Annotated in this window: 25 protein-coding genes and 3 tRNA genes; 11 read left to right on the top strand and 17 right to left on the bottom strand. The window is 42.6% G+C overall.

The genetic code is table 11. The annotated features are described in order from the left end of the window. The first annotated feature begins 71 nt into the window (after window positions 1–71). The 8 genes from KYS23_RS07480 to KYS23_RS07445 all read left to right on the top strand — a co-directional run bounded on the left by KYS23_RS07480 (window position 72) and on the right by KYS23_RS07445 (window position 7751). Window positions 72–551, top strand: a complete 480-nt coding sequence (locus KYS23_RS07480) for a FixH family protein (RefSeq protein WP_159534494.1) — start codon at window positions 72–74, stop codon at window positions 549–551. Beyond that, a complete protein-coding gene (locus tag KYS23_RS07475) occupies window positions 551–2953 on the top strand; it encodes a heavy metal translocating P-type ATPase (protein WP_218418319.1) in 2403 nt (800 codons plus the stop codon). Before KYS23_RS07480 ends, KYS23_RS07475 begins: the two co-directional genes overlap by 1 nt. A 1-nt stretch (window position 2954) precedes the next feature. Further along, window positions 2955–3170, top strand: a complete 216-nt coding sequence (gene ccoS, locus KYS23_RS07470) for a cbb3-type cytochrome oxidase assembly protein CcoS (RefSeq protein WP_159530350.1) — start codon at window positions 2955–2957, stop codon at window positions 3168–3170. Beyond that, on the top strand, window positions 3157–3816 hold the full coding sequence (locus tag KYS23_RS07465; protein ID WP_159530352.1) for a sulfite exporter TauE/SafE family protein: 660 nt from the start codon (window positions 3157–3159) through the stop codon (window positions 3814–3816). The genes ccoS and KYS23_RS07465 overlap by 14 nt, the downstream gene beginning before the upstream one ends. Window positions 3817–3865: 49 nt before the next feature. Then, the gene (gene fnr, locus KYS23_RS07460; RefSeq protein ID WP_057791847.1) at window positions 3866–4606 is read left to right on the top strand and encodes a fumarate/nitrate reduction transcriptional regulator Fnr; all 741 of its coding nucleotides are present in this window, start codon (window positions 3866–3868) and stop codon (window positions 4604–4606) included. 97 nt (window positions 4607–4703) lie between these two features. Next, the gene (gene uspE, locus KYS23_RS07455; RefSeq protein WP_218398007.1) at window positions 4704–5627 is read left to right on the top strand and encodes a universal stress protein UspE; all 924 of its coding nucleotides are present in this window, start codon (window positions 4704–4706) and stop codon (window positions 5625–5627) included. A gap of 180 nt (window positions 5628–5807) precedes the next feature. Next, the gene (gene ttcA, locus KYS23_RS07450; RefSeq protein ID WP_218418318.1) at window positions 5808–6749 is read left to right on the top strand and encodes a tRNA 2-thiocytidine(32) synthetase TtcA; all 942 of its coding nucleotides are present in this window, start codon (window positions 5808–5810) and stop codon (window positions 6747–6749) included. Beyond that, on the top strand, window positions 6750–7751 hold the full coding sequence (locus KYS23_RS07445) for a patatin-like phospholipase family protein (RefSeq protein WP_218398009.1): 1002 nt from the start codon (window positions 6750–6752) through the stop codon (window positions 7749–7751). It abuts the gene before it with no gap. Here the strand turns inward: KYS23_RS07445 and KYS23_RS07440 are convergent. From KYS23_RS07440 to KYS23_RS07405, 8 genes are all read right to left on the bottom strand, one after another. Continuing rightward, window positions 7743–8378: a DUF2987 domain-containing protein gene (locus KYS23_RS07440; protein WP_159530360.1), complete on the bottom strand. Its 636-nt coding sequence runs from the start codon at window positions 8376–8378 to the stop codon at window positions 7743–7745. The two genes, KYS23_RS07445 and KYS23_RS07440, sit on opposite strands and share 9 nt — an antisense overlap. Then, entirely contained in the window at window positions 8375–9166 is a 792-nt protein-coding gene (locus KYS23_RS07435; RefSeq protein ID WP_159534496.1) for a glucosaminidase domain-containing protein, read from the bottom strand. The genes KYS23_RS07440 and KYS23_RS07435 overlap by 4 nt, the downstream gene beginning before the upstream one ends. Next, window positions 9159–9920 carry a stress protein gene (locus KYS23_RS07430; RefSeq protein WP_338081870.1) on the bottom strand — a complete coding sequence of 254 codons (762 nt, stop codon included), beginning with the start codon at window positions 9918–9920 and terminating at the stop codon, window positions 9159–9161. The genes KYS23_RS07435 and KYS23_RS07430 overlap by 8 nt, the downstream gene beginning before the upstream one ends. Window positions 9921–10058: 138 nt before the next feature. Beyond that, window positions 10059–10751, bottom strand: coding sequence for a LysE family translocator (locus tag KYS23_RS07425; RefSeq protein WP_159530362.1), 693 nt, complete (start codon window positions 10749–10751; stop codon window positions 10059–10061). Between the two features lie 100 nt (window positions 10752–10851). Next, a complete protein-coding gene (cobB, locus tag KYS23_RS07420) occupies window positions 10852–11568 on the bottom strand; it encodes a Sir2 family NAD+-dependent deacetylase (RefSeq protein WP_218418317.1) in 717 nt (238 codons plus the stop codon). Window positions 11569–11626: 58 nt separating this feature from the next. After that, a complete protein-coding gene (locus KYS23_RS07415; protein WP_159530366.1) occupies window positions 11627–12451 on the bottom strand; it encodes a sulfurtransferase in 825 nt (274 codons plus the stop codon). A gap of 78 nt (window positions 12452–12529) precedes the next feature. Beyond that, entirely contained in the window at window positions 12530–13024 is a 495-nt protein-coding gene (gene tpx / locus KYS23_RS07410) for a thiol peroxidase (RefSeq protein ID WP_159530368.1), read from the bottom strand. A gap of 65 nt (window positions 13025–13089) precedes the next feature. Further along, the gene (locus tag KYS23_RS07405) at window positions 13090–13797 is read right to left on the bottom strand and encodes a tRNA-uridine aminocarboxypropyltransferase (protein ID WP_201299250.1); all 708 of its coding nucleotides are present in this window, start codon (window positions 13795–13797) and stop codon (window positions 13090–13092) included. Window positions 13798–14106: 309 nt separating this feature from the next. On the opposite strand from KYS23_RS07405, the gene KYS23_RS07400 reads away from it, so the two are divergent. The 3 genes from KYS23_RS07400 to KYS23_RS07390 all read left to right on the top strand — a co-directional run bounded on the left by KYS23_RS07400 (window position 14107) and on the right by KYS23_RS07390 (window position 16943). Next, entirely contained in the window at window positions 14107–15246 is a 1140-nt protein-coding gene (locus tag KYS23_RS07400) for a DUF2589 domain-containing protein (RefSeq protein ID WP_159530370.1), read from the top strand. Window positions 15247–15313: 67 nt separating this feature from the next. Beyond that, entirely contained in the window at window positions 15314–15991 is a 678-nt protein-coding gene (locus KYS23_RS07395; RefSeq protein ID WP_159530372.1) for a hypothetical protein, read from the top strand. A 1-nt stretch (window position 15992) separates the two neighbouring features. Continuing rightward, on the top strand, window positions 15993–16943 hold the full coding sequence (locus tag KYS23_RS07390) for a DUF2589 domain-containing protein (RefSeq protein ID WP_218418316.1): 951 nt from the start codon (window positions 15993–15995) through the stop codon (window positions 16941–16943). Window positions 16944–17341: 398 nt separating this feature from the next. Here KYS23_RS07390 and KYS23_RS07385 read toward each other — a convergent pair. From KYS23_RS07385 to ovoA, 9 genes are all read right to left on the bottom strand, one after another. Then, window positions 17342–17428, bottom strand: a tRNA-Leu gene (locus tag KYS23_RS07385). A 62-nt stretch (window positions 17429–17490) separates the two neighbouring features. Continuing rightward, window positions 17491–17564 (bottom strand) — tRNA-Cys (locus tag KYS23_RS07380). 14 nt (window positions 17565–17578) lie between these two features. Continuing rightward, window positions 17579–17654: transfer RNA gene (locus KYS23_RS07375), tRNA-Gly, on the bottom strand. 151 nt (window positions 17655–17805) lie between these two features. Next, window positions 17806–18384: a CDP-diacylglycerol--glycerol-3-phosphate 3-phosphatidyltransferase gene (pgsA, locus tag KYS23_RS07370; protein ID WP_159530376.1), complete on the bottom strand. Its 579-nt coding sequence runs from the start codon at window positions 18382–18384 to the stop codon at window positions 17806–17808. Window positions 18385–18498: 114 nt separating this feature from the next. After that, window positions 18499–20316 carry an excinuclease ABC subunit UvrC gene (gene uvrC / locus KYS23_RS07365; RefSeq protein WP_159530378.1) on the bottom strand — a complete coding sequence of 606 codons (1818 nt, stop codon included), beginning with the start codon at window positions 20314–20316 and terminating at the stop codon, window positions 18499–18501. A 6-nt stretch (window positions 20317–20322) separates the two neighbouring features. Next, entirely contained in the window at window positions 20323–20967 is a 645-nt protein-coding gene (gene uvrY / locus KYS23_RS07360) for a UvrY/SirA/GacA family response regulator transcription factor (protein ID WP_159530380.1), read from the bottom strand. A gap of 205 nt (window positions 20968–21172) precedes the next feature. Beyond that, window positions 21173–21898, bottom strand: a complete 726-nt coding sequence (locus KYS23_RS07355; protein WP_218418315.1) for a pirin family protein — start codon at window positions 21896–21898, stop codon at window positions 21173–21175. A 348-nt stretch (window positions 21899–22246) separates the two neighbouring features. After that, window positions 22247–23629, bottom strand: coding sequence for an aminotransferase class I/II-fold pyridoxal phosphate-dependent enzyme (locus KYS23_RS07350; RefSeq protein ID WP_218418314.1), 1383 nt, complete (start codon window positions 23627–23629; stop codon window positions 22247–22249). Window positions 23630–23680: 51 nt separating this feature from the next. After that, window positions 23681–25780: a 5-histidylcysteine sulfoxide synthase gene (gene ovoA / locus KYS23_RS07345; RefSeq protein WP_218418313.1), complete on the bottom strand. Its 2100-nt coding sequence runs from the start codon at window positions 25778–25780 to the stop codon at window positions 23681–23683. Between the last annotated feature and the right edge of the window lie 593 nt (window positions 25781–26373).

Below are 26373 nucleotides of genomic sequence, written 5' to 3'. Positions count from 1 at the left end.
GCCCTATCCGACTGTGTGCTTTAGCTTTTTATCGCGCCGGTTTTCCCGTAGTAAACGAGTTGATGTCATTAATGAATACACCTTGGTATAAACAATTTTGGCCGTGGTTTCTTATCGCAGTTCCTCTTATCACTTTGATAATGGGAGGCGTATTGTTAAAGCTAGCTATTTCAACCGAAGATAGCTTAGTGGTAGACGACTATTACAAAGAAGGTAAAGCCATTAATGCCCGGCTAGATAAAGAAGCCATTGCAAAACGAAAAAATATTACCACTGAGTTAACCATTACTGATGGCAGTATTGCAGTAAAATTCCATTCAGGTATTCCTGCAGAAGGAAACGCGCTTAAATTGAATTTTTATCATGTCACCATAGAAGAGCGTGATACAAGTGTATTATTAAGTCGTGATGCTAATGGTATTTACCGGGGTTTTGTTGAAAAAGACTTAACCGGTAAGTGGCAAGTTTCGCTTTCTCCTATAGATGACAGCTGGAAAGTACAAAATACGCTTCAACTCCCCTATTCTGGCGCTATCAAGTTTAACCCGTAATGAGCGAGAACCTTTGTTTCCATTGCGCGTTACCTAACGATGCAACACACAAATACGAAGCAGTAATATTAGGTGAAACTAGGCAGCTCTGCTGCCCTGGTTGTCAAGCGGTTGCTCAGGCCATCGTTGATAATGGCTTAGAAGATTATTATCAGTTTCGTACTGAGCCTGCCCAAAAGTCAGACGATGGTATATTAGAAAGCCTTTCTGCGCTTAATGTTTATGACGACCCAGCCCTTCAAGAAGAGTTTGTTTTTGACGAAGGACAGCACAAGCAAATACAGCTAACCCTTGAAGGCATAACGTGTGCAGCGTGCGGTTGGCTGATTGAAAAGCAGCTTTCAAAAGTATCCGGCATTGCGCAAGTCGCCGTAAACGTTCAGGAGCGCCGCGCACTAATAACCTGGGAACCCGATGTTATTAAGCTTAGCCAGATACTCACCACACTAAAACGCATAGGTTATGTTGGCTCACCGTTTCACCCTGATGAACATGAAGCGAGCTATAAGCGTGAGCAAAAATCGTTTATTAAAAAGTTAGGCTTGGCAGGCATCATGACCATGCAGGTGATGATGCTAATGGCTGGGCTTTACTTCGATTGGTTTGGTGCCATTGAACAAGAAACCCGTCAATACTTTTATTGGGTTGCACTCACCCTTACCACCCCAGTAGTACTTTATTCAGGAAGCGCGTTCTATTTAGGTGCTTTGAAGGCAATAAGCGCAAAAACCGTGAATATGGATGTGCCTGTCACCCTCGCGGTATTTGGCACCTACTTTGCGGGTTTACGTTCCACTTTGCTAGAGCAAGGTGAAGTGTATTTTGAATCCATATGCATGTTTATCTTTCTACTGCTGTTAAGCCGATTCCTCGAACATAGAAGCAGGCACCGTGCGGCGCAAATTTCAGCCAACATGATGCAGTATATTCCTGTATCTGCCACTAAAATTCAAGATGATGGCAGTATGATTCAATGCCTAGCAAAGCTGCTAGTGCCCGATGATGTTGTATTAATAAAGCCCGGTGAGACCATCCCTGTAGACGGTATCGTGCTAGACGGCACTGCTGCGGTTGATGAGTCTATGTTAACGGGAGAATTTAACCCCGTAAGTAAATCGGCCAGCCATGTAGTTTATGGTGGTACAGTAAATCAAGATGGTACACTAACGGTTAAAGTAACCCAAAGCTTAAAGCATGCCTTAGTCAACCAAATAGTACGTTTGCAGGCTAGCGCCATGGCAAGTAAACCAAAAGCCGCGCAAATTGCCGATAACTTTTCCCGTTATTTTGTGTTCTCGGTGTTGTTGATATCGGCTTTAACGTACAGTTATTGGTCGTTTGTGGGCAGTGAAGAAGCGTTTTGGATCACCATCTCGGTATTAGTGGCAACGTGCCCTTGTGCCCTTGGCTTAGCCACACCGTCAGCGTTAACCTGTGCCATGGCAAAGCTAAATCGTCAGGGCATTTTGTTAAAGCGTGCAGATGCGTTAGAGCAACTCAACGATATTGATACTATTGCCCTTGATAAAACCGGCACACTAACCGAAGGCAAGTTCTCGTTGCAACAGCGCTGGTTTGCTAAAGGGGTAGATCCGGTGCAGGTAATGGCGCTCACCGCATTGTTAGAGTCTCGTTCTGAGCACCCTATTGCGCGTGCCTTCGACAGCGATAATGTTAAGTCACAAAATAAAACCCCACCTAATAGCATGAACGGATTTACCGTTACACCAGGTGGTGGCATTAGTGGTGAGATAAACAACGTAGTTTTTACTATGGGCTCAGCCGTATTTTGTAACTTACCAACCACCTCTAAGGTAGACATACCGGCAAATGTGTTTTTGTGTGCCGACGGTGTATTAATGGCGGCGTTCTGCGTCAATGATAGCTTGCGTCAAGATGCCTTAGCGACACTCAACGCACTGAATGCACATCAATTGGTGGTGTTAAGTGGTGATACACAAAATAATGTTAATGCACTTACTGCCAGCTTACCTATCAATTTAGCGAAAGGTGGCCTATCGCCTGAGCAAAAGTATTCTCAGGTGCATACGTTACAAAAGCAAGGCCGCAAAGTCATGATGATGGGCGACGGTATAAACGATGCCCCTGTTCTTGCAAGTGCAGATGTGGCGGTTGCGGTAGGAAACGCCACCGATGTAGCCAAAACAGCGGCAGATGTTATTTTGCTGGGAGACAGCTTGCTGTCGGTACCAACCTTATTTTCAGTGGCTAAACAGGTAAAGCGTAAAATTCAGCAAAACATCGCATGGTCAGTAGGTTACAATATAATCATTCTTCCTTTTGCGGTGTCGGGTTTACTCTCTCCCTGGATGGCCGTGGTTGGCATGTCACTGAGTAGTATTATTGTGGTCACCAATTCAACGAGGTTATTAAGTAAATAACATGAGTATCATTTACGTCTTAATTCCCATCGCTATCATCATTGTTGCGTTGGCGCTGGTTATCTTTTTCTGGGCGGTTAAAACCAATCAGTTTGAAGACCTTGATAGACAGGGCTATAGCATTTTGTTTGATGATGATTTATCAGGTGATGAAAAGAAGCTAGCCGAGCAGCGAAAGCAGTTACAACAACGTAAAGAAACTGATGACAGAGGTTAATATATTCTCTGCCTTTTTCATTGGAATTGCTGGCGGAGTGCATTGTGTTGGCATGTGTGGCGGTATTGTTGCGGCACTACGCACGGTAACGCCAAGTAATGAACCTGCTTTACCCTACACCCTTGCCTATAATTTTGGCCGTATCCTCAGCTACACATTAGCCGGTGCTATTACAGGCGCTGTCGGCCAAATGGCAACCGAATTTGTGCCTATCGCTAAACCCGTTTTATCTTTGATTAGTGGCGTTATGCTGGTGCTTTTAGCGTGTTATTTGGGAAAGTGGTGGCAAGGCTTGAATTATATTGAAGCTATGGGGCGCGGGTTATTTAAAGCTATTCAGCCCTTATCTAAACGATTTCTTCCATTCAAAAGCCCGGTTTATGCACTACCCTATGGTTTTATATGGGGCTGGCTTCCCTGCGGGTTGGTCTATTCCACGTTAACGTGGTCATTAGCATCAGGCTCGGCCGTTGACGGCGCTGCCATTATGCTATTTTTTGGGTTAGGTACTCTGCCCACTTTGCTGGCGGCAAGCGCAGGTAGTCAGTACCTAATAGCCGGTTTCAGGCACCCCGTGGTAAGACAATGCTTTTCTGGAATATTGGCTATTTACGCTCTCTTTTTAATTTATGCAGCAATTTCATAAACAAAAGAGTAAGATTATATTAAGTCGACCCTATTTATAGTTTGAACTTATGAGCAAAGGAAGCCAATTCTCAATTCATTGTCAAAATTGCAGTTTCAGCCACTTGTGTTTACCCGTTGCGCTAAACAAGACTGAGATTGAATCTTTAGATGATATTATTGAGCGAAAGAAACCCCTTCACAAGAGTGATTTGCTGGTAAAGTCGGGAGATACATTTAACTCTCTTTACGCAGTACGCACGGGCTCTTTTAAGTCTTTCGTCACCAATTCAGATGGTGAAGAGCAGATTACAGGTTTTCACTTCCCTGGCGATATTATCGGCTTCGATGCATTACGGGAAAACAAGCACCAAAGCTATGCCCAGGCATTAGAAACCGCCATGGTGTGCGAATTACCGTATGAGACGCTTGATGAGATGTCGGTTCAATTTCCGAAGTTAAGACATCAAATAATGAGTTTCATGAGTGCGGAAATTAAACAAGATCATGACCTCATGATGTTGCTTAATAAGCGCTCAGCGGAAGAACGTCTATTGTATTTCCTCTCTCAGCTTTCTCAACGTTTCGAAGAACGTGGATTTTCAAATAAAGAATTTCACCTAACCATGACCCGAAATGAAATTGGGAACTATCTTGGTCTAACTATTGAAACCATTAGCCGCTTATTAAGCCGTTTTCAAAAAGAAAATATTATCCAAGTGGACGGTAAACTCATCACTATTTTAGATTTTGATGAGATGTCACAACGTTTAACGTCTGTGGTTGCACCTAATATCGCCTGTAATAGCTAATCTTCAAAGCTTTTGATCTAAAACAAGTTACGTAATAGCAAATAGGTATTACACTTAAATTGTAGCAACCAAAAATCTAAAAATGTTTGGAGGGGTTATGATTAAGTATGAACGTATTTTAGCGGTCATTGAAGCCGATAGAGATACCCAACCTGCGCTTAGCCGTGCATATGAACTTGCCAAAAAGACAGGTGCCTCTGTCACCGCCATGCTGGTGGTTTACGACTTATCTTACGATATGACAACCATGCTTAGCCCTGATGATCGTGAAGCTATGCGCGATGCGGTCACTAAGGAACATGCGGGTTGGTTACGGAAAATCCTTAGCGATTTAGGGTTTGAAAAAACCGATATTGTTGTTGAGTGGAATAACCGTGCCTTTGAAGCTGTTGTGCATTACGTAATAGATAACAATATAGACTTGGTTGTAAAAGCAACCAAGCGCCATGACGATTTAGCCTCCGTTATTTTTACTCCTACAGACTGGCATCTCCTTAGAAAATGCCCCTCCCCCGTATTGTTGGTTAAAGAACATGAATGGCCTGAAAACGGCGAAATTATTGCGGCGGTAAATGTAGGCAGTGAAGACGACGAACATGCGCTACTCAACGACAAAATCACAGTTATTGCTAACGATTATGCCGCATTACTCAGCGGCAACGTAAATTTGGTTAACAGCTACCCTGCTACACCGCTTAATATTGCTATTGAAGTTCCTGAGTTCGACCCAGACACATACAACAACGCGGTAAAGCATCATCACGAACTCGAGATGAACACACACAGCGAAAAGTATGCTATCGATAGCGAGCGCTGTTATGTGAAAGAGGGGCTTCCTGAAAAAGTCATTCCAAGAATAGCCAAAGATATCGATGCCGAACTTGTGATCATTGGTACCGTTGGCAGAGTAGGTATTTCCGCGGCCCTTATAGGTAACACGGCTGAACATGTTATTGATGAACTTGTGTGTGATGTACTGGCAATAAAACCAGACGGCTTTATTTCGCCCCTTTCACGGTAATTCAAACGTGTTTGTACACAGCCTGTCGGCACTGTTTGCTAGCACCGCTCTATAGTCTTTTGCGCTATTGTTTTTTGCTAGCGGCTAGTGCCGACAAGATACAAAAAATCTTAACCTCGCACATTCAATTTTACCTGATTACTGTATAATGGTTTTTTTCGCAGTAACCAAGCTATTGATATGACCAGTGCAGGCACAAACCGTGCAGACGCCTCGTTAACCGCGTCTCAAAACAAACAAAAATACAGCTTTAACAAGCTACAAAAGCGACTTCGTCGAAATGTAGGCAAAGCGATTGCTGATTTCGGCATGATTGAACATAACGATAAAGTGATGGTGTGTTTGTCCGGAGGAAAAGACAGTTACACCATGCTTGATATTCTTATGTTTTTAAAACGCATCGCGCCAATTCATTTTGACATTATTGCGGTTAACCTAGATCAAAAGCAGCCAGGATTTCCAGAACATGTACTTCCTGAATACCTTGAGAGTGTAGGTGTTGAATACAAAATTGTAGAAGAAGATACTTACTCTATTGTTATGGACAAAGTGCCTGAAGGTAAAACCACGTGTTCGCTTTGTTCACGATTACGTCGGGGCATTTTATACAACACGGCCAAAAAATTAGGCGCCACTAAAATTGCGCTTGGCCACCACCGTGACGACATGCTAGAAACCTTCTTTTTGAACATGTTCCATGGCGGTAAGCTTAAATCAATGCCGCCAAAGCTGGTTAGCGACAATGGTGAACACATTGTGATCAGGCCCCTTGCCTATTGTACCGAGAAAGACATTCAGCGTTATTCTGATGCCGTAGAATTTCCTATTATTCCTTGCAACTTGTGCGGTTCTCAAGAGAATTTACAGCGTCAGAACGTTAAGGCCATGCTACAAGATTGGGATCGTCGTTTTCCTGGACGTATTGAGTCTATGTTTAGTGCGCTTCAAAATGTAGCACCATCGCATTTGGTCGATCAGAATTTGCACGACTTTAAAGGTATATCTACGCAGAACGGCCCAGTTGAAGACGGTGATATTGGTTTCGATCCTCCCACCTTCGCGTCGCCAAGTGAGCCTTCTGACGACACGGTTCACGTTATCAATTTGATGGAATCAAACTAAATGAAAATTGGTCTAGCATTAGGTGCGGGTGCCGCAAGAGGTTGGACCCACATTGGTATTATTCAAGCGTTAGAAAAGCTGGGTATTAAAATTGACGTCGTCGCAGGTTGCTCTATTGGTGCCTATGTCGGTGCAGCCTACGCTAGTGGCAAGTTAGAAGGCCTTAAAGAATGGTCTTGTTCTTTGTCAGATTGGCAGGTACTCGCCTTGATGGGTGTTGGCTTACGCAGAGGCGGCATTGCTAGTGGGCAAAAAGTGTTTGATAAACTTGCCAGTGAATTTTGTGCCCCAACCTACGAAGCAATGGAAAAACCGTTCGCCTCGGTGGCTACCGATTTGTACACGGGCCGTGAAGTGGTTTTCAGTTCAGGCGAAATTGGTAACACCATTCAAGCTTCGTGCGCTATTCCTGCACTATTTGCCCCAGTGGCTCATGGCGACCGTTGGTTAGTTGATGGTGCGGTAGTTAATCCAGTGCCTGTTAATCTATGTCGACAGCTTGGTGCCGATTTTGTGATTGCCGTGAACCTTAATGCTGACTTCAGGCCACTTAGGCTTGAAAAATTACGACTAGATCACGAAGAGAACCAAAGAAAAACCGAAGACTTTTTCACTAAAAGCCAAAATGTGCTTAAGCAATGGTTTTCACCTGACAGTAAAGAAAAAGAAGAAACGGAAACCGACAGCAAGCACACCGAACAAAACGAAGGGGTTGCTAGCGACGCTATTGAGGCCATAGAAGAAACGATTTCTCCACCACCTAATAAAGTCCCCAGAGGTAACCCACCAGGGATTTTAAGTGTAATGAGTAGTTCGCTGGAGATACTTCAAGCGAGGGTGACACGTTCACGTTTAGCGGGCGATCCGCCGGATATTCTTATAGAGCCCCAATTAACGGATGTGGGTATTATGGAATTTCATCGTGCACAAGAGCTATGCGAAAAGGGTGAAGAAACCATCACCCGAATTGCTGAGCAAATTAAGTATCAACTGTTAGCTTGATGCCATAGCGGTAACACGAAGTGGGGCTTTCGGTAAGGTAAGCCCTTTGATTTCGTTGATTTCGCTTTGTTCTAGGTGAAGTATACCGTTGTTGATATGCAGCCCTTCTGGGGTAATATAATCTAAGTTTCTATCATCGAATTGCAACATCAACCCTTTAACGGTTGGCATTAAGAACGATAAAAAGCTGCCCATTTCATTGAAGAACGCTTCATATTGACCATAGATAAAATTCAGCTCTTCTTTTGTATAACTGGCGGTTAAGTATTCACTTTTTGTTTCAAGCTGAACTGACATATCGCACACATTTGCCGCTTCCGTTAAATCTATGCGTATAAATGCATTCGCTAATTTTAGCGCTTTTTCCGTAGGTACCGTGAATCTATACTCATCACTAACCTCCAATGGCATAGTTTGTTTGTCAGTGACAATTTCAGCGTTATTAATTTCACATAACCGCCCTTCACCAACCCTCAGAAAACCAAAAGCGAATTGCAGAGCTTGAGTGTCTTCATTATCAAGTTTTTTTACGTGGCTATAAAAACGGCTATATTCCACATTTACCATTTCGGCGGCAACACTTGAGGTGAGTAATGCGCCAATAAGCGCGCATGCTATACGTTTCATTCAGTTAAGAACTCCTGGTTAAACCGGATCATGGTTTGTAATTCGTCTACATAGGCCGCGCCACGCTCAGAGTAATTCATTAATCCCTCTGCCAAGGCTACACCAGTAATGGGGATTTGATTTGCTCTTAACCGCTCTCTGATTTCTCGCAAATCGGTATAGGCATCGTGTCTATTCAGGTTACGCATATAAGTATAAGTAGCGCGAGAAAGGCTGGAAAATTTCGCGACCTCGTGCGTTGCGCCCGCATTTCGTTTACCAGGTACAAAACCGCAACCTTTTACAAAGCACCAAATACCAAAAAAGTTATAACCTTTTCTAGCAAAACGACTGGTGCCCCATGCCGACTCGTTTGCCGCTTGAACGAGCACGAGTTCAGCAGGCAAAATATCAATTTTGTGAAGCAATGCAAGCAGACGAGACGTTAGCGGTTGTTCCGCCTTTACGCGGTACTCAGTTTGTAGCCACTCAAGGCGGCTAATGTCATCGTCAGTTAGGGACTCTTCGTTCAAAGCCTTACGATACAAAGTTTGTATGTAGTGTCTAAGGGTAAGTAAATACGCATTTTGTTTTTCAACTTCAGGGCGTAAGTAATCAAAAAACGCGCTCTTCTTTTCTTTTATATCAGTATAAGCAGAAAAATCAGGAACAGGTTTTGTCGCTTCAGGTGTTTCTGGAATATCTAAAATATCGGGCTCACGCTTAGTTAATATTAGCGCGTTAATGACTATTACTGCCAATACAGCGATAGTAATTAAAACAATTTTTAGGGTTTCCCGTTTATGCATCGAAGCTCGACTCATTCGTTTTACTTTGAACAGATTCAGATTGGGTAGGTTCGCCCTCTTCACCAATCATCTCTTCATACAACAAGCCTAGCATACTGAAATACAGGGGTAGAACCCAAACAAGGGACAAACCTAAGGTAAAGGGAACGGAAATAAACAATATAATGAAAATGGCAAACACACCCGCTAACTGTGCCCAATAAGCATTAAATACACGGCAAGATAAAATTATAGCGCGAAGCGGTGTTAGCGATTTATCGGCAACTAGCATCAGTGAAAAAGAGGTCGCCATCCAAAAGTACACACCAGGGACCACTAACAATACCAAGCCGATTTGCACCACAATGCCATTCACCAATTGAGTAAGAGCTAATGCGAATATTAAAGAGACATAGCTGAAAATAGAAAATACCGTGGTTTTTTGACCTCTGGCATGGCTTACCCCCATCATATACAACCCGCTGATTAGTGGTGCAACTATGAAAATAGCGACAATTTCAATTAACGATTGGTGTTCAAAAATGAAGGTGCCGTCTTCATTAAAAGTGATGAACTTCTGAGCAACAAAACCGAGTACGACAAACGTAAGAAATAGAACCAATGATGCTTGGAATAAGCTTAAAAAATTTGCTTTAGCCAAACCATTAGCGCGAGAAAACAACGATTTAATATCGAAATCATATTGCTTTGAAAGTGTTCTTTCTAGCTTGCTTGATGGCTGGTTATCTTTAAAAGGCATTTTATTATCTGCCACACGTTCCTCTACTGCTGCTATCGAATTTAACCGCCGTATTATACATAAATATGGCGATTAACCCCAATAACCACGTGTTAGTTGATTAAATGTAATGACTCTCGATTTGCTTCTAAGAATAAATATCTGTGCGAAATGCTAGCCCAAGACTAATTTTGCGGCCAAGCCAACCAGTAAAACGCCCATTGCACGGTCGAGCCAGTACCCTTTTTTTCCAATAAGTTGAGCAATTTTACTGGTACTAAGTAGGTAGGATAAGAAGCAGAACCAAAGCCCTGTTGCTATGGCTAAGTAAATACCGTAACCAAGCTTGATTGAAAAAGGCGTGTCGATATCTATAATAGCGGTGAACAACGATAAGAAGAATAAGGTCGCTTTGGGGTTTAAGCCATTTGTTAAAAAACCAATCCAAAGCGCTTTTTGCGCAGATATTTGCGAGCTAGCTTTTTTATTATTGGCCGCCTTGTTATCAGCTAGCTTAGTTTCATCCAGATTATCTACGCTGTTGCTTACCCCAGACTCGCCGTCTACTCGTGGTTGGCTAGGCCCGCTTTTTAATGCACCATACGCAAGATACAAAAGATAACCCGCCGCAAGATAACTAAAGGTTTGAAACAGCCATGGCGTGGTGGCAATAACTACGCTCAATCCCACTAATGAATACCCAACGTGCAGCAAAATCGCTAGTCCAATTCCAATGCTGGTATAAATAGCAATGCGGCGACCGTAAGCGAGGCTATTTCGAACCACTACCGCAAAATCAGGGCCTGGGCTAGCTACTGCAACAAGGTGTACTAGGGCGATAGTTAAAAATTCATTAAGGTAAGGCATATATTTTTAATATTACTCTGTATTTTAAGTGTTCAGTGTCAGTGGGCTTACATGGTAGTAAAGCGTTTTTAGCCATGAAATCTTCAAGTCATGACTTTAGTTAAAGATCATATTCTTTAATTAACCGTGTTACAAACGCTGGGACTATGTCGGTGGCATTGCCGCTAATAGATTCATCGAACAACCAATTGTTCGCACTAGGTTCTAAATTCAATTCTACACATTTTGCGCCAGAATCTTTTGCATTAATCACAAACCCAGCGGCAGGATAAACATTGCCTGAGGTACCGATGGCTACGAAAATATCGGCGTTCGCAATATCTTGCGAAATTTCTTCCATATAAAGGGGCATTTCACCAAACCATACAATGTCTGGTCGTAAGGTTGTGGTATTGCAACACGCACAAGTAGTTTGGCCGTCGAACGCCGTGTTGCATTCAAACGTTTTATTGGTCGTTACACACCGGCTGGACAGTAACTTTCCATGCATGTGCAAAATCTGTTCGCTACCTGCCCGCTCATGCAAGTCGTCCACATTTTGGGTAATTAACGTAAGTTGGCCTTTTAATACCCGTTCAAGTTGCGCTAGCGCTTCATGAGCTGCATTAGGCATAACGCAGGCGTTGGAGAGTTGTAATCTTCGTTCATTGTAAAATCGATATACAAGCTCAGGGTTACGCGCAAAAGCTTCGGGCGTAGCCACGTCTTCCACACTGTGTTCTTCCCATAATCCGTTGTTATCTCGAAATGTTTTTAATCCAGACTCGGCTGAAATTCCTGCACCAGTTAACACGACAACGCGAGGCGGTGTATTCATAAGCTCAATTCCTTTGAAATATATACACGTAACACGACTACCCTAAATTAAACGAAGGTTAATCTTTCACTACTGGAAAAGTGGCGTTTGCTCCCCACTCAGACCAAGAACCATCGTAAATAGCAACATCATTTGCACCGCACATGAGTGCAGCAACGCCAATAATACACGCCGTAACTCCTGAACCGCAGGTACAAATAATGGGCTTCGACAAATCAATGTTGGCTTTTGCAAAAACATCTTTTAATTTTTCAATGCCTAAGAAAAAGCCATTATCTAACAGCGCTGTGAATGGAAGATTGTAAGCGCCGGGCATGTGCCCCGAACGAACCCCAGCACGAGGCTCTTCTACTTGCCCGTAAAACCGCGCTTCACTTCTGGCGTCGACAAGTTGAGCATCGGTTTTAATCGCTTGAATAACCGCTGAACTATTCACGAACCATTTGCTCTGGGCATTACTCTCATACTTAAAGTGTGAGGGAATGCGTTGTTCTGATAATGGTAAGTTTTTTTCTTCCCACGCTACTTGGCCGCCATTTAACAATTTTACGTTCTTATGCCCTATGGCCTTAAGCATCCACCAAACACGAGGGGCGCTGTACATTCCTCGAGTGTCGTAAACCACTAAAGACGAACGTTCGGTCAAACCCTGTCGCCCTAAGTACAAAGCAAAATCAGATTCGGTTGGCATACTATGAGGAAAACCCGTGGTGTGATCACTACCCTCGCCGTCTAAGTCTATATCCACAGAGTTTGGCAACACCATGGCATCGCGAGAATCAGGCGTTTTGGTAACTGGATCGTCCATAACTGCACGCACTAAAATGATGGGTTCATCTTGCAGTTGCGTGGCAAGCGATTGAACATTAACTAACATCGACATACCACCCTCTCCATTGAAATGCCCACGTAACGCTGTGGGCATTACTGGTTTGATTTATTTACGCTTTACACTCTTAATTTACAAAGCAGCCATTGCTGAATCGTAGTTTGGTTCTTCCGTGGTTTCAGCCACTTGCTCGGTATAAATTACCTTACCGTCGGTATCAATCACAACGACTGTTCGTGATAGCAGACCAGTTAGCGGCATAGAGGTGAACGCTACACCGTAGTCGTCGCCAAAGCTTGTACGGAAAGTAGAACCGGTAACAACATTTTCAATGCCTTCAGCCCCACAAAAGCGGCCAGCTGCAAACGGTAAGTCAGCAGATACACAAATTACTTGTGTATTGTCTAAACCAGCGGCTTGTTCATTGAATTTACGCACTGACGTTGCACACGTACCCGTATCGATAGAAGGGAAAATGTTAAGAATAACGCGTTTACCCTTAAGATCAGCGAGGGTTACTTCACCTAAATCCGCTTTTACTAATGTGAAGTCTGGGGCTTGCTGCCCAACTTCTGGAAGCGAACCTACAGTTGAAACTGAATTACCTTGAAACGTAACTGTTGCCATGTTTTTCTCCTTGGGTTTTGATTGCTTAACCTTATAGTTAAGCGCGAATGCACGCAAGACAAGGGTTACTTAACTTGCGCCTTTGCAAATTCAATTTTGTGACTTAAATGGGGCTTCCCTTTCAAGTATTGATGTCGAAAAATACTGAAATATTTAGCAAGCGCCGTAGCCGCTTCAACCTCACCGGCCAAATCTAACACGTTTATTCCCACCTCTGCAGTGCAATGCTGGAATTCTCGTGTAGATTCACGCAACAAGTAATTCGATGATATTTCAGGGGATACACCCAGCACCGGAAAGTTATCAAGGTAAGGGCTTTTACCAAACATCTTTCGCGCTTCACGCCACGTGCCGTCTAAAAAAATAAACAACGGAATTTTATCTGTTTTATCTTCAGGCTTGGCTATGCAGCGCGCTGGCTCAGCATACTCGTGAGGAAATATGATAATGGGTTGGTATTTAGGGTTGCTTAGTAACGCCAGTAAATCCGGATCGGGCTCTGTTCTGTGCCACACAAACGCGTAATTTTCAGCTACCACATCCGCAATTAATCGGCCTGTGTTGGTGGGCTTGTAGTATTCGCCCTTGTACATGATGAATAACACCGCACAGGATGCTTGTGGTTCTGGCTTATCGGCACAAATACACGCGTTTACAGGCAGCAAACAAATGTCGCAACGGATAACTTTACTACCCCGCGCGTTGAATGCTCGCTTTGCTCGTTTGAGCTCAGACGTTCTAAGCGCCAGAATGGAATTAATATGTGGAAGCACGCGGTAAACTCAATCAGATTAGAGCGATATGGTAGCACAGAGCTATCTTGCTTATTCCTCTTATAACGCGAAAAGCCTATAACTCATATTGCCACTTCATCATTATCTAAGCCTCTAAACAAAATTCCTAATATTTTGGAATAAATAATTTCTCCTAAAACAATTCACAAAACAGCACATTATGCTGCCAGAAGGTTAACAGAAGGTTGGTAAATTGTGATGAGCCTATGGTTATTGTGAATTTGTAATATTTTAACGAATGCTGTGTACAAGTTTTCCATAACCTAAATAAAATTTTGGAGAATTGAAATGGCTATAGATGTCACCCCCAACACCGTTGCGACTAACGCGCTTCAAGCGCTGGATTTTAGTTCGTTGATAGGTGGACCAATGGACGCAATAATCAAAGCTCAAGCTCTGGCAGCAAAAACTACCTATGAGTTTATAAATGAAGTCTGTTTAACTATTGACCCCGATACGAACGAAAAAAAGCCAGTAAACGTTGTATTTACCTATAACAATAACGGCCAGGAAGCCACATTAACGGTTCCTTTACTTGTTATTTTAACAATTCCTAGCATTGAAGTTTCAGAGTTTACGATTGATTTCATCGCAAACATATCTGCTGGTTCGTCATCTACTGAAGAAACTAGCTCAGACACTGAACTGGGTGTTGATGCATCAGCAGAAGCATCACTGGGTATAGGTCCGTTTAGTATTAAAGTCAAAGCAGAAGCCAACTACTCATCTAAACAGCATTCTAAAGCCGCACAAGAATCAAAATACTCCGTTGAGTATACGATGAATGTAAATGTAAAAGGTGGCCAATCTGGTATGCCTACGGGTCTACAAACAGTGCTTAATATCCTACAAGGCAGTGCAACAACGGTTGGAGTAGATGAGCAGGTATTAATATCCCCTGCAAATTTAAATATCGACAGAACGCAAAGTGGCACTATCCAAGTCACTATGACCGATACCCAAGGTCGTAATGTCAAATCAGGTAAAGTTACCATTACTCCTGTGGGTGAAAATCCTTTCGCGTCCATTACATTAATCAAAGGTAATGAAGAAGAGGATTTACAAACCGAAGTAAATAATTTGGTAAGTGGTAAAAGACTGAATGTAACCAAGGATTTGATAAAAGCATACAGACGCAGAGATACAGGGCCTGAGATTAATGATGCTGCTGCGGTCACAGGTTACACCAACAGGAAAGGCGTGGTTCAGTTCCTTGTTACCTTGGCCGAAAACGCGGTTGATTCCCAGGGAAAAATGAAAATAGAAGCCATGGTACCTATCGCAAATTCTGACAAGACAGAGCAAGAGATAATTGATTACACATACACTGTGGTCACAAACACTGATCCTGTCGTTGATCCTGACGTTGAGGTAAAAGATGACTCACCTCAAGCGGTAAAAAATAGTCCGAAGGGAAAAGCTAAATGATTGAGCTACGGTGAAATATTAAAAAGTTAATTAAGTTTAATTTCCTACTTACTAGGGGGGAGCAATTATGTCGGACATTTTGGAGTCAGTTCTATCGTCTATATTGATAGATATGATCAACGCCCAAAACCAAGCTAATATTCGTTCGGCAGATATTGCCGAAAGCTATGTTGGATTGAATCGTAAACATGAACTACTACAGTACTTTGATGTACCCACAGCGAATATAAAATCTTTTGACTTCGAGCTCAAATTTGCGCTTGAACAAACAGACGCAGTCATTGGTGAAGGTATGAGCAAAGCACTGAGTGACTTAATTCATTCTGAGTTACAGGCGTTTATTCAATCGTCATTACAACATCACCAACTTCCAAATGAAGACGCCGATGCATTAAAAGCATTCATTTCATCAATTTGGAAGCGTGATAAGACAGTCCCCCCTACTTCTTTAAAATTTCAAAGTAACAAAAAGTTAATTGACGATATTCAACAGTTTATTAAGTCGCTAAAACAATTAGTTCATGATTTTGGCGAGTCGAAACCGCTAATAGAAGAAAATGAATCTAATTCAGGTCTTAAAGCGTTGCTTACTATCAATGACCTTAATTCGTATAACAATGACATTCTCTGCTCTATTAACGTGAAAGCAGAAGTCGTCGGTATGAAAGCAGGATATGCAGATAAAAAAGGAGCTGAGGGCGCTGACGAAAATTTAAAACGAAAAATATTCTTAGCAGGAACCTAGTATGAATAATTCTACCGAAAAGACGGTTATGTCGAATCTTTTCACTTTTGAGAAATTAGTTGAATTTCCATTAACATCGATTATTGAGTCGAGTGCAAACGGAAACAATACAACGCTAAATTTCTTGAATGAATATTGTTTCACAAACAAAAATGGAAAACGCGAAGCGGTTAAATTTATCTTTTACTACGATTATGTAAAAGGTGGAGCAGCTCAAACTATGAGGGTTGAAATACCCATCATATCCTTGATCACGATGCCGTATTACACCATTAACTCAGCCCAATTCGAAATGGGTATTAACATTCTAAGTTGGGTCGATGTATCGAGCGAGACTTGGGAGCAAACGGATGAAGGTACAAGCGATAAAAAATTGTTAGCTATGTTAGGTCCATATGAATCTTCGTCACCTAAAGGACCCCCTCAGTCTGCTGAAACAGCGCAGTACAGTAAAGTTAATACAAACATGAAGGTGAATATGGACGTCGTTTCGTCAGATTTGCCGTCAGGAATATTACAACTACTGAATGTTTCTAGCCAAGGCGTCGAAGGACATGTTGCTTATGACTTAAAAATCAGCCCGAACACTTCCAGGTTACTAATGGATAAGGAGGCAGTACAACTGACGTTAACATTAATGAAAAATAACGATGAGTTTAATGACAGCTTAGCTGAAAGTGATGACATTGATTTAGTGCCACTAACGGTAACGTTAATTCCAAATGATAAAGTGGAATTAGAAAAAGCTTTCGGCAAGTATATCACCGTTGACAGCGGAGACATCGTTGGAAGTAGTTCTATAGAACAAGTGCAAGTTCTCACAAACACGAGTGGAGAAATAAAAGTTACGTTTCACCCTACCCTAAACGAAGCAGCGAACGGATTTATAAATGTATCGAGCCCTTTAACATCTACTATTAAAATTTACTTTAGGATAATAAATCATGATTAATACTCAAAATACAGCACCCGGCATACCCTGTCCCACAGAATCCTGTGACCATAAAATAAAGGTTTCATTGCAAGACCTACTTTTTCAGAAAGTAGTAAAATGCCCCCACTGCCTAGTGGAGCTAACGATGAATAGGGAAGCGTCTAAAGAAACGATATCTGCCATGGCAGAGCTACACAATGCGTTGGAAAATGCTGAATCGGCCAAAACATTTACGGGTAATTCAGTACGCTACCCTTAGATTAAATGAGTCATTTTCGGGTTTTTCTGAAAACACTATTTTAGACGCAAGAACCGTGCATTAATGTCAGTGTGTAATAAATTGTCGAGTTAGGTAATACCGAAAAATGATTTAGAGACAAAGCTGAAAATTCTTTGGGATTAAACTCTTAAAGAAATGGTGCCCGGGGCCGGACTTGAACCGGCACGTCATTACTGACGAGGGATTTTAAATCCCTTGTGTCTACCAATTTCACCACCCGGGCATCGGGGTAACCTTTCGGTTGGGGTGTCAGGCGTAGAAACCTGTTATCGCATTAAAGCATTATGGAGGCGGAACCCGGAGTCGAACCGAGATCCACGGATTTGCAATCCGCTGCATAGCCATTCTGCCATTCCGCCGTAATACTAGACTTTGGAGCGGGAAACGAGATTCGAACTCGCGACCCCGACCTTGGCAAGGTCGTGCTCTACCAACTGAGCTATTCCCGCATTTAAAGTCTTACATTTCGTTTCGTTGTTGCCGTCTCGAAATGTGCGGTGAATTCTACCTGTAACGCTGAAAGTGTCAATACGAAAAACAAGGAAATATGCATTTTTGTGATCGTTTGCTACATTTTTATTCACATTGCTCAATAGACGATCAAATCTTATCTTTTAAGCCCGCACTTAGGTGTGGCCATGCAGCACGTGAGTAAATAATCATTGACCAAATTGACAGCACTGCGGCGATATAAAGTAAAATATGTCCTAGGGTTACCCAATAAAGTGGAATGCCCATAAACGATTCAAGGCCAGATAATAATCCAATAATGGCTAACATTTGCGCAGTCGTTTTTGCTTTGCCAATAAATGATACTTTTACCGCTTCCCTCACACCATTTTGTCCCATCCACTCTCTAAGCGCTGAAACGTAAATTTCTCGCACTAGTAGTGCAATGGCTGGAATGGTTATCCATAAACTAGCATAGCTGTGAGTAATCATTAGCAGTGCCGCCCCAACAATGAGCTTATCGGCAACAGGATCTAGGAAAGCACCAAAAGGTGTAGATTGTTCAAGTTTTCGGGCTAGGTAACCATCGAACCAATCGGTAATAGCTGCAAGCCAAAAAATAAATGCACCGGCTTCGTGGGCCCAACGCCAATCAAGAAAATAAACACCAACAAACACAGGAATAAGGATCACTCTGAATAGAGTAATTAAATTTGGAACCGTCCACATAAATACATCTCAAAATTTTCGCCTATTATAGGCAGGTTTAGCGCAGCTTTTTTTAAGCCTTCAATTTTTAACAGATTACCGCAATTTACGTATTAATGCGCGTATTGGATGAGATTAAAGATGAAGATGATCGTATATGGTGTCAGCTAACTCTTTGCTAATACCTGGTACGCTAGCAATTTCATCCTTACTGGCCTTTTTAAGCCCTTGCAGCCCACCCATATATTTCAACAGTGTTTGGCGACGTTTAGCCCCTACTCCAGGTATGGTTTCTAAACTTGATGTGGTTTTAACCTTTTGACGGCGGTTTCTGTGCCCAGTAATTGCAAAGCGGTGAGATTCATCTCTAATATGCTGAATAAGATGCAATGCGGGTGAGTGGCTGTCCATAGGCACGGTGTCGTGGCTATCGGCCAATATAATAGTTTCTAAACCCGGTTTGCGGGTTGTGCCTTTCGCTACACCCAATAACATTGGCTTTTTATCATGAGGCCAATCTTTAAAGAAAGATTCAGCCTGAGACAACTGCCCTTTACCGCCATCAATAAGCAGCAAATCAGGGATCTTTTGTACTTCTTTAACTGATTTGTACCGACGCTTAAGGGCTTGAGCCATGGCTGCGTAATCATCACCAGGCGTAATGCCTTCAATGTTATAGCGGCGGTAATCGCTTTTAAGTGGGCCTTCACGATTAAACACTACGCAAGATGCTACGGTTTGTTCGCCTGAGGTGTGGCTTATGTCGAAACATTCCATACGCTGCAATGGCGCCTCTAATTCAAGCGCCGTTTCTAAATCGAGATAACGGGCAAATACAGACTTTTGTTCGCCGTACTGGGCCTCTAGTGCGGTTTCAGCATTGGCTTGTGCCAATTCTAGGTAGCGACGTTTCTCTTCACGTGCACCTTTAAAGAAATTCACACGGTATCCGGCTTCACTGCTAAGCAAATCGGCAATCGCTTGCTCATCAGACAGCGCACTAGCAAATACCATTTGCTTAGGAATAAGTTTGTTACCCGCTAAATAAAACTGCAAAAAAAAGGATTCAAATATTTCTTGTTCATCAGCCGTGTTCGGCACCTTTGGAAAAAACGCTTTGCTGCCTAAAAGTTGGCTGTCACGAATAAACATCACCTGAATACACGCCATATTGCCTTTCACCGCAAAGCCAAATATGTCCATTTCATCTTGGGTACCGGCTACCCATTGGCGCTCTTGTACTTTGCGAAGTGTATTAATTTGGTCGCGATAACGCGCGGCAGCTTCAAAGTTTAGCGCTTCGCTGGCTTTTTCCATTTTATCGACCAAGGTACCAATGACTTGTTGGTTTTTACCTTTTAGGAATAGCCTAGCAAGGTCTATTTGCTCGTTATATTCTTCGTCGCTTACATAACCTTCAACACAAGGCGCACTGCAACGCTGCATTTGGTACTGCAAACAAGGGCGACTTCTTGCGCGATAGTAACTGTCTTCACACTGGCGTACAGGAAAAATACGCTGCATAGAACGCAAACTTTCACGAACGGCACCCGCACTAGGATAAGGGCCAAAATATTCGCCCTTTTTCTTTTGCGGGCCACGGTGAAACGATAAACGTGGGTGCTGGTGGTCAGATAGGAATATAAAAGGGTAGGATTTATCGTCACGCATGACCACGTTGTAACGTGGCTTGTACTTCTTGATGAAGTTATTTTCTAGCAAAAACGCTTCTGTTTCACTATTTACAACGGTGACATCCATATTGGCAATTTGCATTACCAATGAGCGTGTTTTTGCATTATCGACATTCATCCGAAAATAGCTAGAAACACGCTTTTTAAGGTTTTTTGCTTTACCTACATAAATGACGTCTTCCTGAGCGTTATACATTCTGTATACGCCCGGTTGAGAAGTTAAATTTTTGAGAAACGCTGCGGAATCAAATGCAGACATGCTGGGCTAAAGCAAATTCGAATCGATGAGTTTGTGGCGAAGCGCTAAGTGGGTTAATTCCACATCAGTGGTTACGCCTAACTTTTCAAACATACGATAACGGTATGTATTGACAGTTTTCGCGTTAATGCTTAACTCATTGGCAATGTCAGGTACGCGTTTGCCCTTGGTGAGGCGAAGCGCAATACTTAACTCTCTATCTGATAAATCATTAAACGGGTTGTCTGAATTCGGGGAAAGCTTATCGATGGCGATACTGTTCGCTACTTCACTATCGATATACTTTTGCCCAGCAACGACTTTATGAATGGCTCGAATAACTTCTTCAGGTTCAGCATCTTTCGTTAAGAAACCAAACGCGCCAGCATTCATAACCTGCATCGGAATGGGGCTTTCTTTGTGCATAGACAAACAAATCACGCGAGTGTTCTCAGACATTCGCACAATGCGTTTAGTTGCTTCTAGCCCGCCAATACCGGGCATATTTACGTCCATGAGTACCACATCTGGGGCATTTTTTCGACATAACTGTACGGCATCTTCGCCATTTTTAGCTTCAGCTATGATTGAAAAATCTACGACATCTTCCAGAATTCGGCGGATCCCTCTTCTGACCAAATCATGGTCATCTGCTAGGATAATTTTTATCACAAGTATCTCACTGACTACGGTTTACTTTCGAACAAAAAAGATCCGTAACCGTGGTGGTTTCCACCAGTTACTTACCAATCATGCGTCTATATCATACCACGACTACCGACTAGGTAAACTTTTCAGTGTCAATTTGTAGTAAGTAAATGTGTAAAAACAATCGTTAACAGGACAAGCTGGTCAATAAAGATACTGCACCGACTCATTAACCAATAGGAGGCAAATCAAACCAAAGCGCAAGCACATCATCATTGGCTAAAACCACTATCTTCTGCTTCGTACCTAACCCTATCGCATCGCCTTTAGTTAAGGTAGTCATCTTATCTGACTTCACGTCGTTAACTATTAATTCACCTTTCACAATATGCAAATAGCCAGCTCCCAAGGTTGTTGTAGATTCAACCGCTAAGTCGAAAGCTTCGCCTTGGCTAAGAGCCAGTTTACTAATACGTGCTTCTTGATTAATTTTTAATGCGCCGTTTTGCCCCGACTCACTGACAAGCAACTCTAATCCGTTTTTATCACTAACCGACTTCTGTAAATAAGCTGGCTGAACACCCGTTACGTTAGGCTCAATCCAAATTTGAATAAAATTAACTTCCTCGTGATCAGACGCATTCATTTCAGAATGCCTAATGCCCTTTCCTGCACTCATCACTTGAATATCACCAGCAGGAATAACGTAGTCGTTACCAGTGCTGTCTTTGTGTTTTAGCGCACCGCTTACGACAAAAGAAATGATTTCCATGTCTCGGTGTCCATGGGTTTCAAAGCCTCTACCCGCCTGTACGATATCATCGTTAATGACCCTTAGGGCAGAAAACCCCATATGATTGGCGTCATAATACTGGCCAAATGAAAAACTATGTTTGCTGTTTAGCCAACCAAGATTTACGTTGCCTCGTTCGCTACCTTTTCGGATGTATTGCATCTTTAATTCCTTACATCGACTCTTTTGCGCCAAGCACCACTAGAGCGCTTGTTATCGATAATCAATTTTCAATACTCAATATTGTAGTACCTAAACAGCGGGATAAAATTAGCGAATTTAGCACCATTCATTCGTTTTTTGAGAATGAATGGATGTTGGGCTAGGTCTAGGCTAGGTACTAAATTGGCTTTCCCGATGCAGAGCACGATACAGGAGCCCGAGGTGAAAATTAGTCAGATCTAACGGTAGAAATAGGAAGCACCCAACAAAGGGTGAACGAACTGGATTTAGTAAACACAGCATGAGTGACAATTAGCGGAAGACTAGCACTAAGCTAAAGGCTATAACTTAATCGGAAAATAATCTCAGTAACGCCGTTTTTATCGCACTAGGGTGACATGCCAAATTAAGGCGCAAATAACCTGGGGCGTTAAAACTTGACCCATCAACACCAATAACCCCACGCTTGCAGGTTTCAACGAACATGTTTTGTGGAAAGCGTTGATTCAAATTCAACCATAAAAAGTAACCAGCCTCACCCAAAGTAAAAGATGTGGTTGGGCTCAGTACGTTCATAAGCGCTTTGGCGTATTGCCTGTTAAACGCAATAGCCTTCAACACTAACGCCAACCAGTCATCTGCTTTTTCGTAGGCCGCAATCAGTGCAACTTTAGCTACGGGGGATGCCTCAAGATGGCAGCTGTCTATTTCCATTGCAAACTTAGTGCGTAGTTCATCATTTACAATAATGGCATACGATGCAGCGGGTATAGCCGATAAATTAAATGCTTTTGCGGCACTGTTTATTCGTATAATTGTGTCTTGCACAAATGGGATATCTATCGCAAAAGGTTTTATAGCGCTTGGAGCATTATGCTTGGTGTTAGTTTTGGTGTTGCTCGAAGCATTCACAGTAGCATCGGCATCAATAAAACCAAATTCACTGTGCACTTCATCAAGGATAAGGGTGATATTGTGGGTTTCACAAAAACGGGCAATATCAAGTTGGTATGACTCGCTTAGCACTGTGCCTGTGGGGTTATTCGGGTGGCAAAGCACAAAGGCAGTACAATCTGCATCTAATAACGCGGTTGTATTTTTTTCTAAACCTGTTTCAACACCGGTTCCCTTATAACTAATATCGTCAATACTCACATCAACGAGGTTTAGGCCTTGCGCCGCCATTCTTTCTCGAAGAGGGCCATAGGTAGGTGAAAGCACCATGACCTTATCGCCTTTTGTGGTGCACACCTTCAACGCAGTATCTACTGCAGCCATCACACTTGCCGTACTCACTACCGAATTGGAAACAATGACCGCACCTTGTTTAGCGTAACGGGCTGCCACAACATCACCAATATCACATGACTGATACCCATAATGCGAAGACACAAATGCCGATATAGCATGGGCAATGTGCTTAGATGGCGCAGTGTCCATGTCGGCTATCCACATACTTACTGCGTGTTCTGGTGCATGCGGGAAGCGAGTAGAAAGCGACGAAAACTTCAGGCGGTTTCTTGCGTGAGCCTCGCCATAGTCGGCGTTGTCATTGTCATCAGTGTCACCTAAAGACAAGGGTGTATGCCAAAGCGATGAAAATTCACTACATTGCTCAGAAAATAAATTGTCGATATCGGCAACCTGTTTTCTCAAAGCAGCGTTTATATCTACGCTGCAGCCCGCTATTTGATCGGCGCCTGCTAAAGCGCTTTGCTTAGCCGCTTTCATTCATTACCTTTTTGGCAAAGAACACAACGCGTAAACACTGTATACACAATACTATCGCTTCTTAAACACGTTAAATTCAGACAGCGTATGCTGGAATTTACGCTTTGTTTCACGAATAACAAAAGGAATTTCAGTTGGCGCCCCTACTCGCTCGAAATTTTCTTTAAGCGTGGCTTCCAGCGCTTCTGTCGACGTTAACGTTTCACCGTTCTCGTCTTTGAAACCCCCTAACCATTCGCTACGCTCTGTATATTCTTCCAACCACGTAAACGGTGAGGCTATTACCAGTATGCCGCCTGCATTAAGCCTTGCAGTAACATCGTTCAACACTTTCTTAGGGCTGTACACTCTATCAAGCAAGTTACCCATAAAGATCAAATCGTAGCCTGTAAATTGCGGCTTCAAGTTACAGGCGTCACCTTGGGCAAAATGGACTTTATCTGCACATTCCGCTAAGCCCATGTTGCTTAGCTTACGGGCTTTAAACGACGTTAATTCGCCCTCTTCAATAAGGTTATAACGAATTTCACCTCGTTCCTGCATAGCAACAGCGGTTTTAATAAACCGTGCAGAGAAATCGATGCCATCAACCTGGTCAAAATAGGTGGCTAATTCAAACGATGAGCGCCCTACTGCACAGCCTAAGTCTAACGCTTTTCCGCCTTTGTTTTGAGGCATGTGGCTTAAACAAAAATGAGCACTTGCTTTAGCGAAGTTTTCAACATTAAAGTAAGTGTCACCGTAATGGAACTCACTGTATTGTGATACCTGTGTATCGCTTTCGTAATCCAAATCATTTACCTGTATAGGTAGTGCAGCTTCTACATAGCGAAAGCCTGCGTGTTGAAAAAAGTGACGGCGAAACGCATAACGGCTTTGTGCCATAGCCTCGTTCCCCGTAGATATCCAGCTTCCACCTTTAATAAGATTATGCTTGTTGTCAAAGGTAGGCGTGGTGAAATCATCGTACAGCGGGTGCACTTTAAACCCATCAAAGGGGTAAATTGGCGTTTCCGTCCATTGCCATACGTTACCTACTACATCGTAAAAATCACCGGCTTGGTTAACATCTACCGGTTCACTAGACGCGTACTTGTTCAACGCAACATTGTAGCCGCTTGAATAAATATTATCGGTAACGCCCGCGAACTCACGTAAACGTAGCCACTCATCTTCAGTAGGTAGTCGAATTAGCGTGCCGGATTGCTCACTTTTATAATTACAGAAGGCTTTCGCTTCGTGGTAATTCACATCTACAGGCCAACTCAGTGGTAATGGAAATGCTTCCAACATACTGCGATACAAATAACCGCTATCAGCCTTTACCCAAAAAGTCGGGTGAGCTGCTTTTGTGTACTCGCGCCACTTATTGCCTTCCTCTTCCCAGTAATCTGAGTTCTCATATCCGCCTGCTTCTATAAACGTTAAAAACTCACCATTACTCACAGCGAATTGACTGGCTTTGAATTCGGCTACACTAGCTTGATGGTGGCCATATTCGTTATCCCACCCATACAAGGCATCGTTCCATTGTTTGTTACATATAACATCGCCACTTGGCACGTCAATTAATGTATTGATAGGAGCACTAGATGAAACGTTACATCTGGGCCAATTTTCGTTATCGGTCTTAACCTGGCTAATGGGCAGTTGACGAATAAGGACTGAGGACGTTTCTAAATGAATGCGTTCATGTTCAATTCCCATCACCAGCGGCCACATTGGGCTTTCCCAATTGATAGGCATACTAAAATCGAGGGTTTCAATTACCGATAACACGAGATCGCGCACTTGGCGGCGATACTGACGAACTTCATCAACAGACGGCCATACGTAGTTCTCGTCGTTAAGATCATCCCAACTCATTTCGTCTACACCGATAGCAAATAACGACTCGAATCTCGGGTTGATACGCTCAGAAATGATTTTAGCCAAAATAAGCTTATTGATAAAAAAAGTCGCGGTATGGCCAAAATAAAAGATAAGTGGATGGCGAAGCTTTTCAGCACGCTGGAAATAGGCTTCATCGCTTGCTAGGCAAGTAAATAGGCTTTCATAGGTATCAAACGAATCCGTAAAATACGCTTTTATTTCCTGACGTTTTTGCTCAACACTGCCCTGACTCAAATTGAGCGTACTCATAGCCTGCATATCAATCCTCTATATTTATTCTTTTTCGTCAGTGGGTGTAACGAGCTGTCGTTGCGTTTCACTTACACTTTCGTTTTAAGCATTAGCGCTGTAATGAGTAATAACCTCTATATCACTTACTATACACCTTAATTGCAATTGGACATTAGAGTGAAGCCCTAATCACACATCTGTGAACTAGTGTCTTTAAACAAGTGTACCTATGTACAATAGCGATAGTATAGAAAACTAATGGTTAATCGTTTTTAGCAAAAATTTATGACCAACATGCGACTGTCGCGAGTGCCTTTCTTCTATCTCTCACTCATTTTTACTAACGCCGCTTAGTCGAACATATTAGTTATTATGAATGTAATCATTTTATAAGAGCTTATTACAAATTATAGACAGAGGAAGATCAGAAAAACTTTCAATGAGTTGCAGTACTTTTTCACCGCTATCTTTCGTTTGTTTGTCCGTTTATCATTGCGGCATTGCTACTTAGTGGCTAGAACAACTTCTAGCCTTAATAAAAGTTTTAGAATTGTGAATTTTATTTAATTAAACCTGCCCGAAAATATACGCTGCTTATTCCCGTTTGCTGTGGTGCTAAT

Origin of the sequence: Alteromonas lipotrueae, assembly GCF_019249255.1 — a bacterium.
Lineage (GTDB): Bacteria > Pseudomonadota > Gammaproteobacteria > Enterobacterales > Alteromonadaceae > Alteromonas > Alteromonas lipotrueae.
Note: the sequence above shows the minus strand (reverse complement) of the source record. Positions and strands in the feature narration are given on the sequence as shown.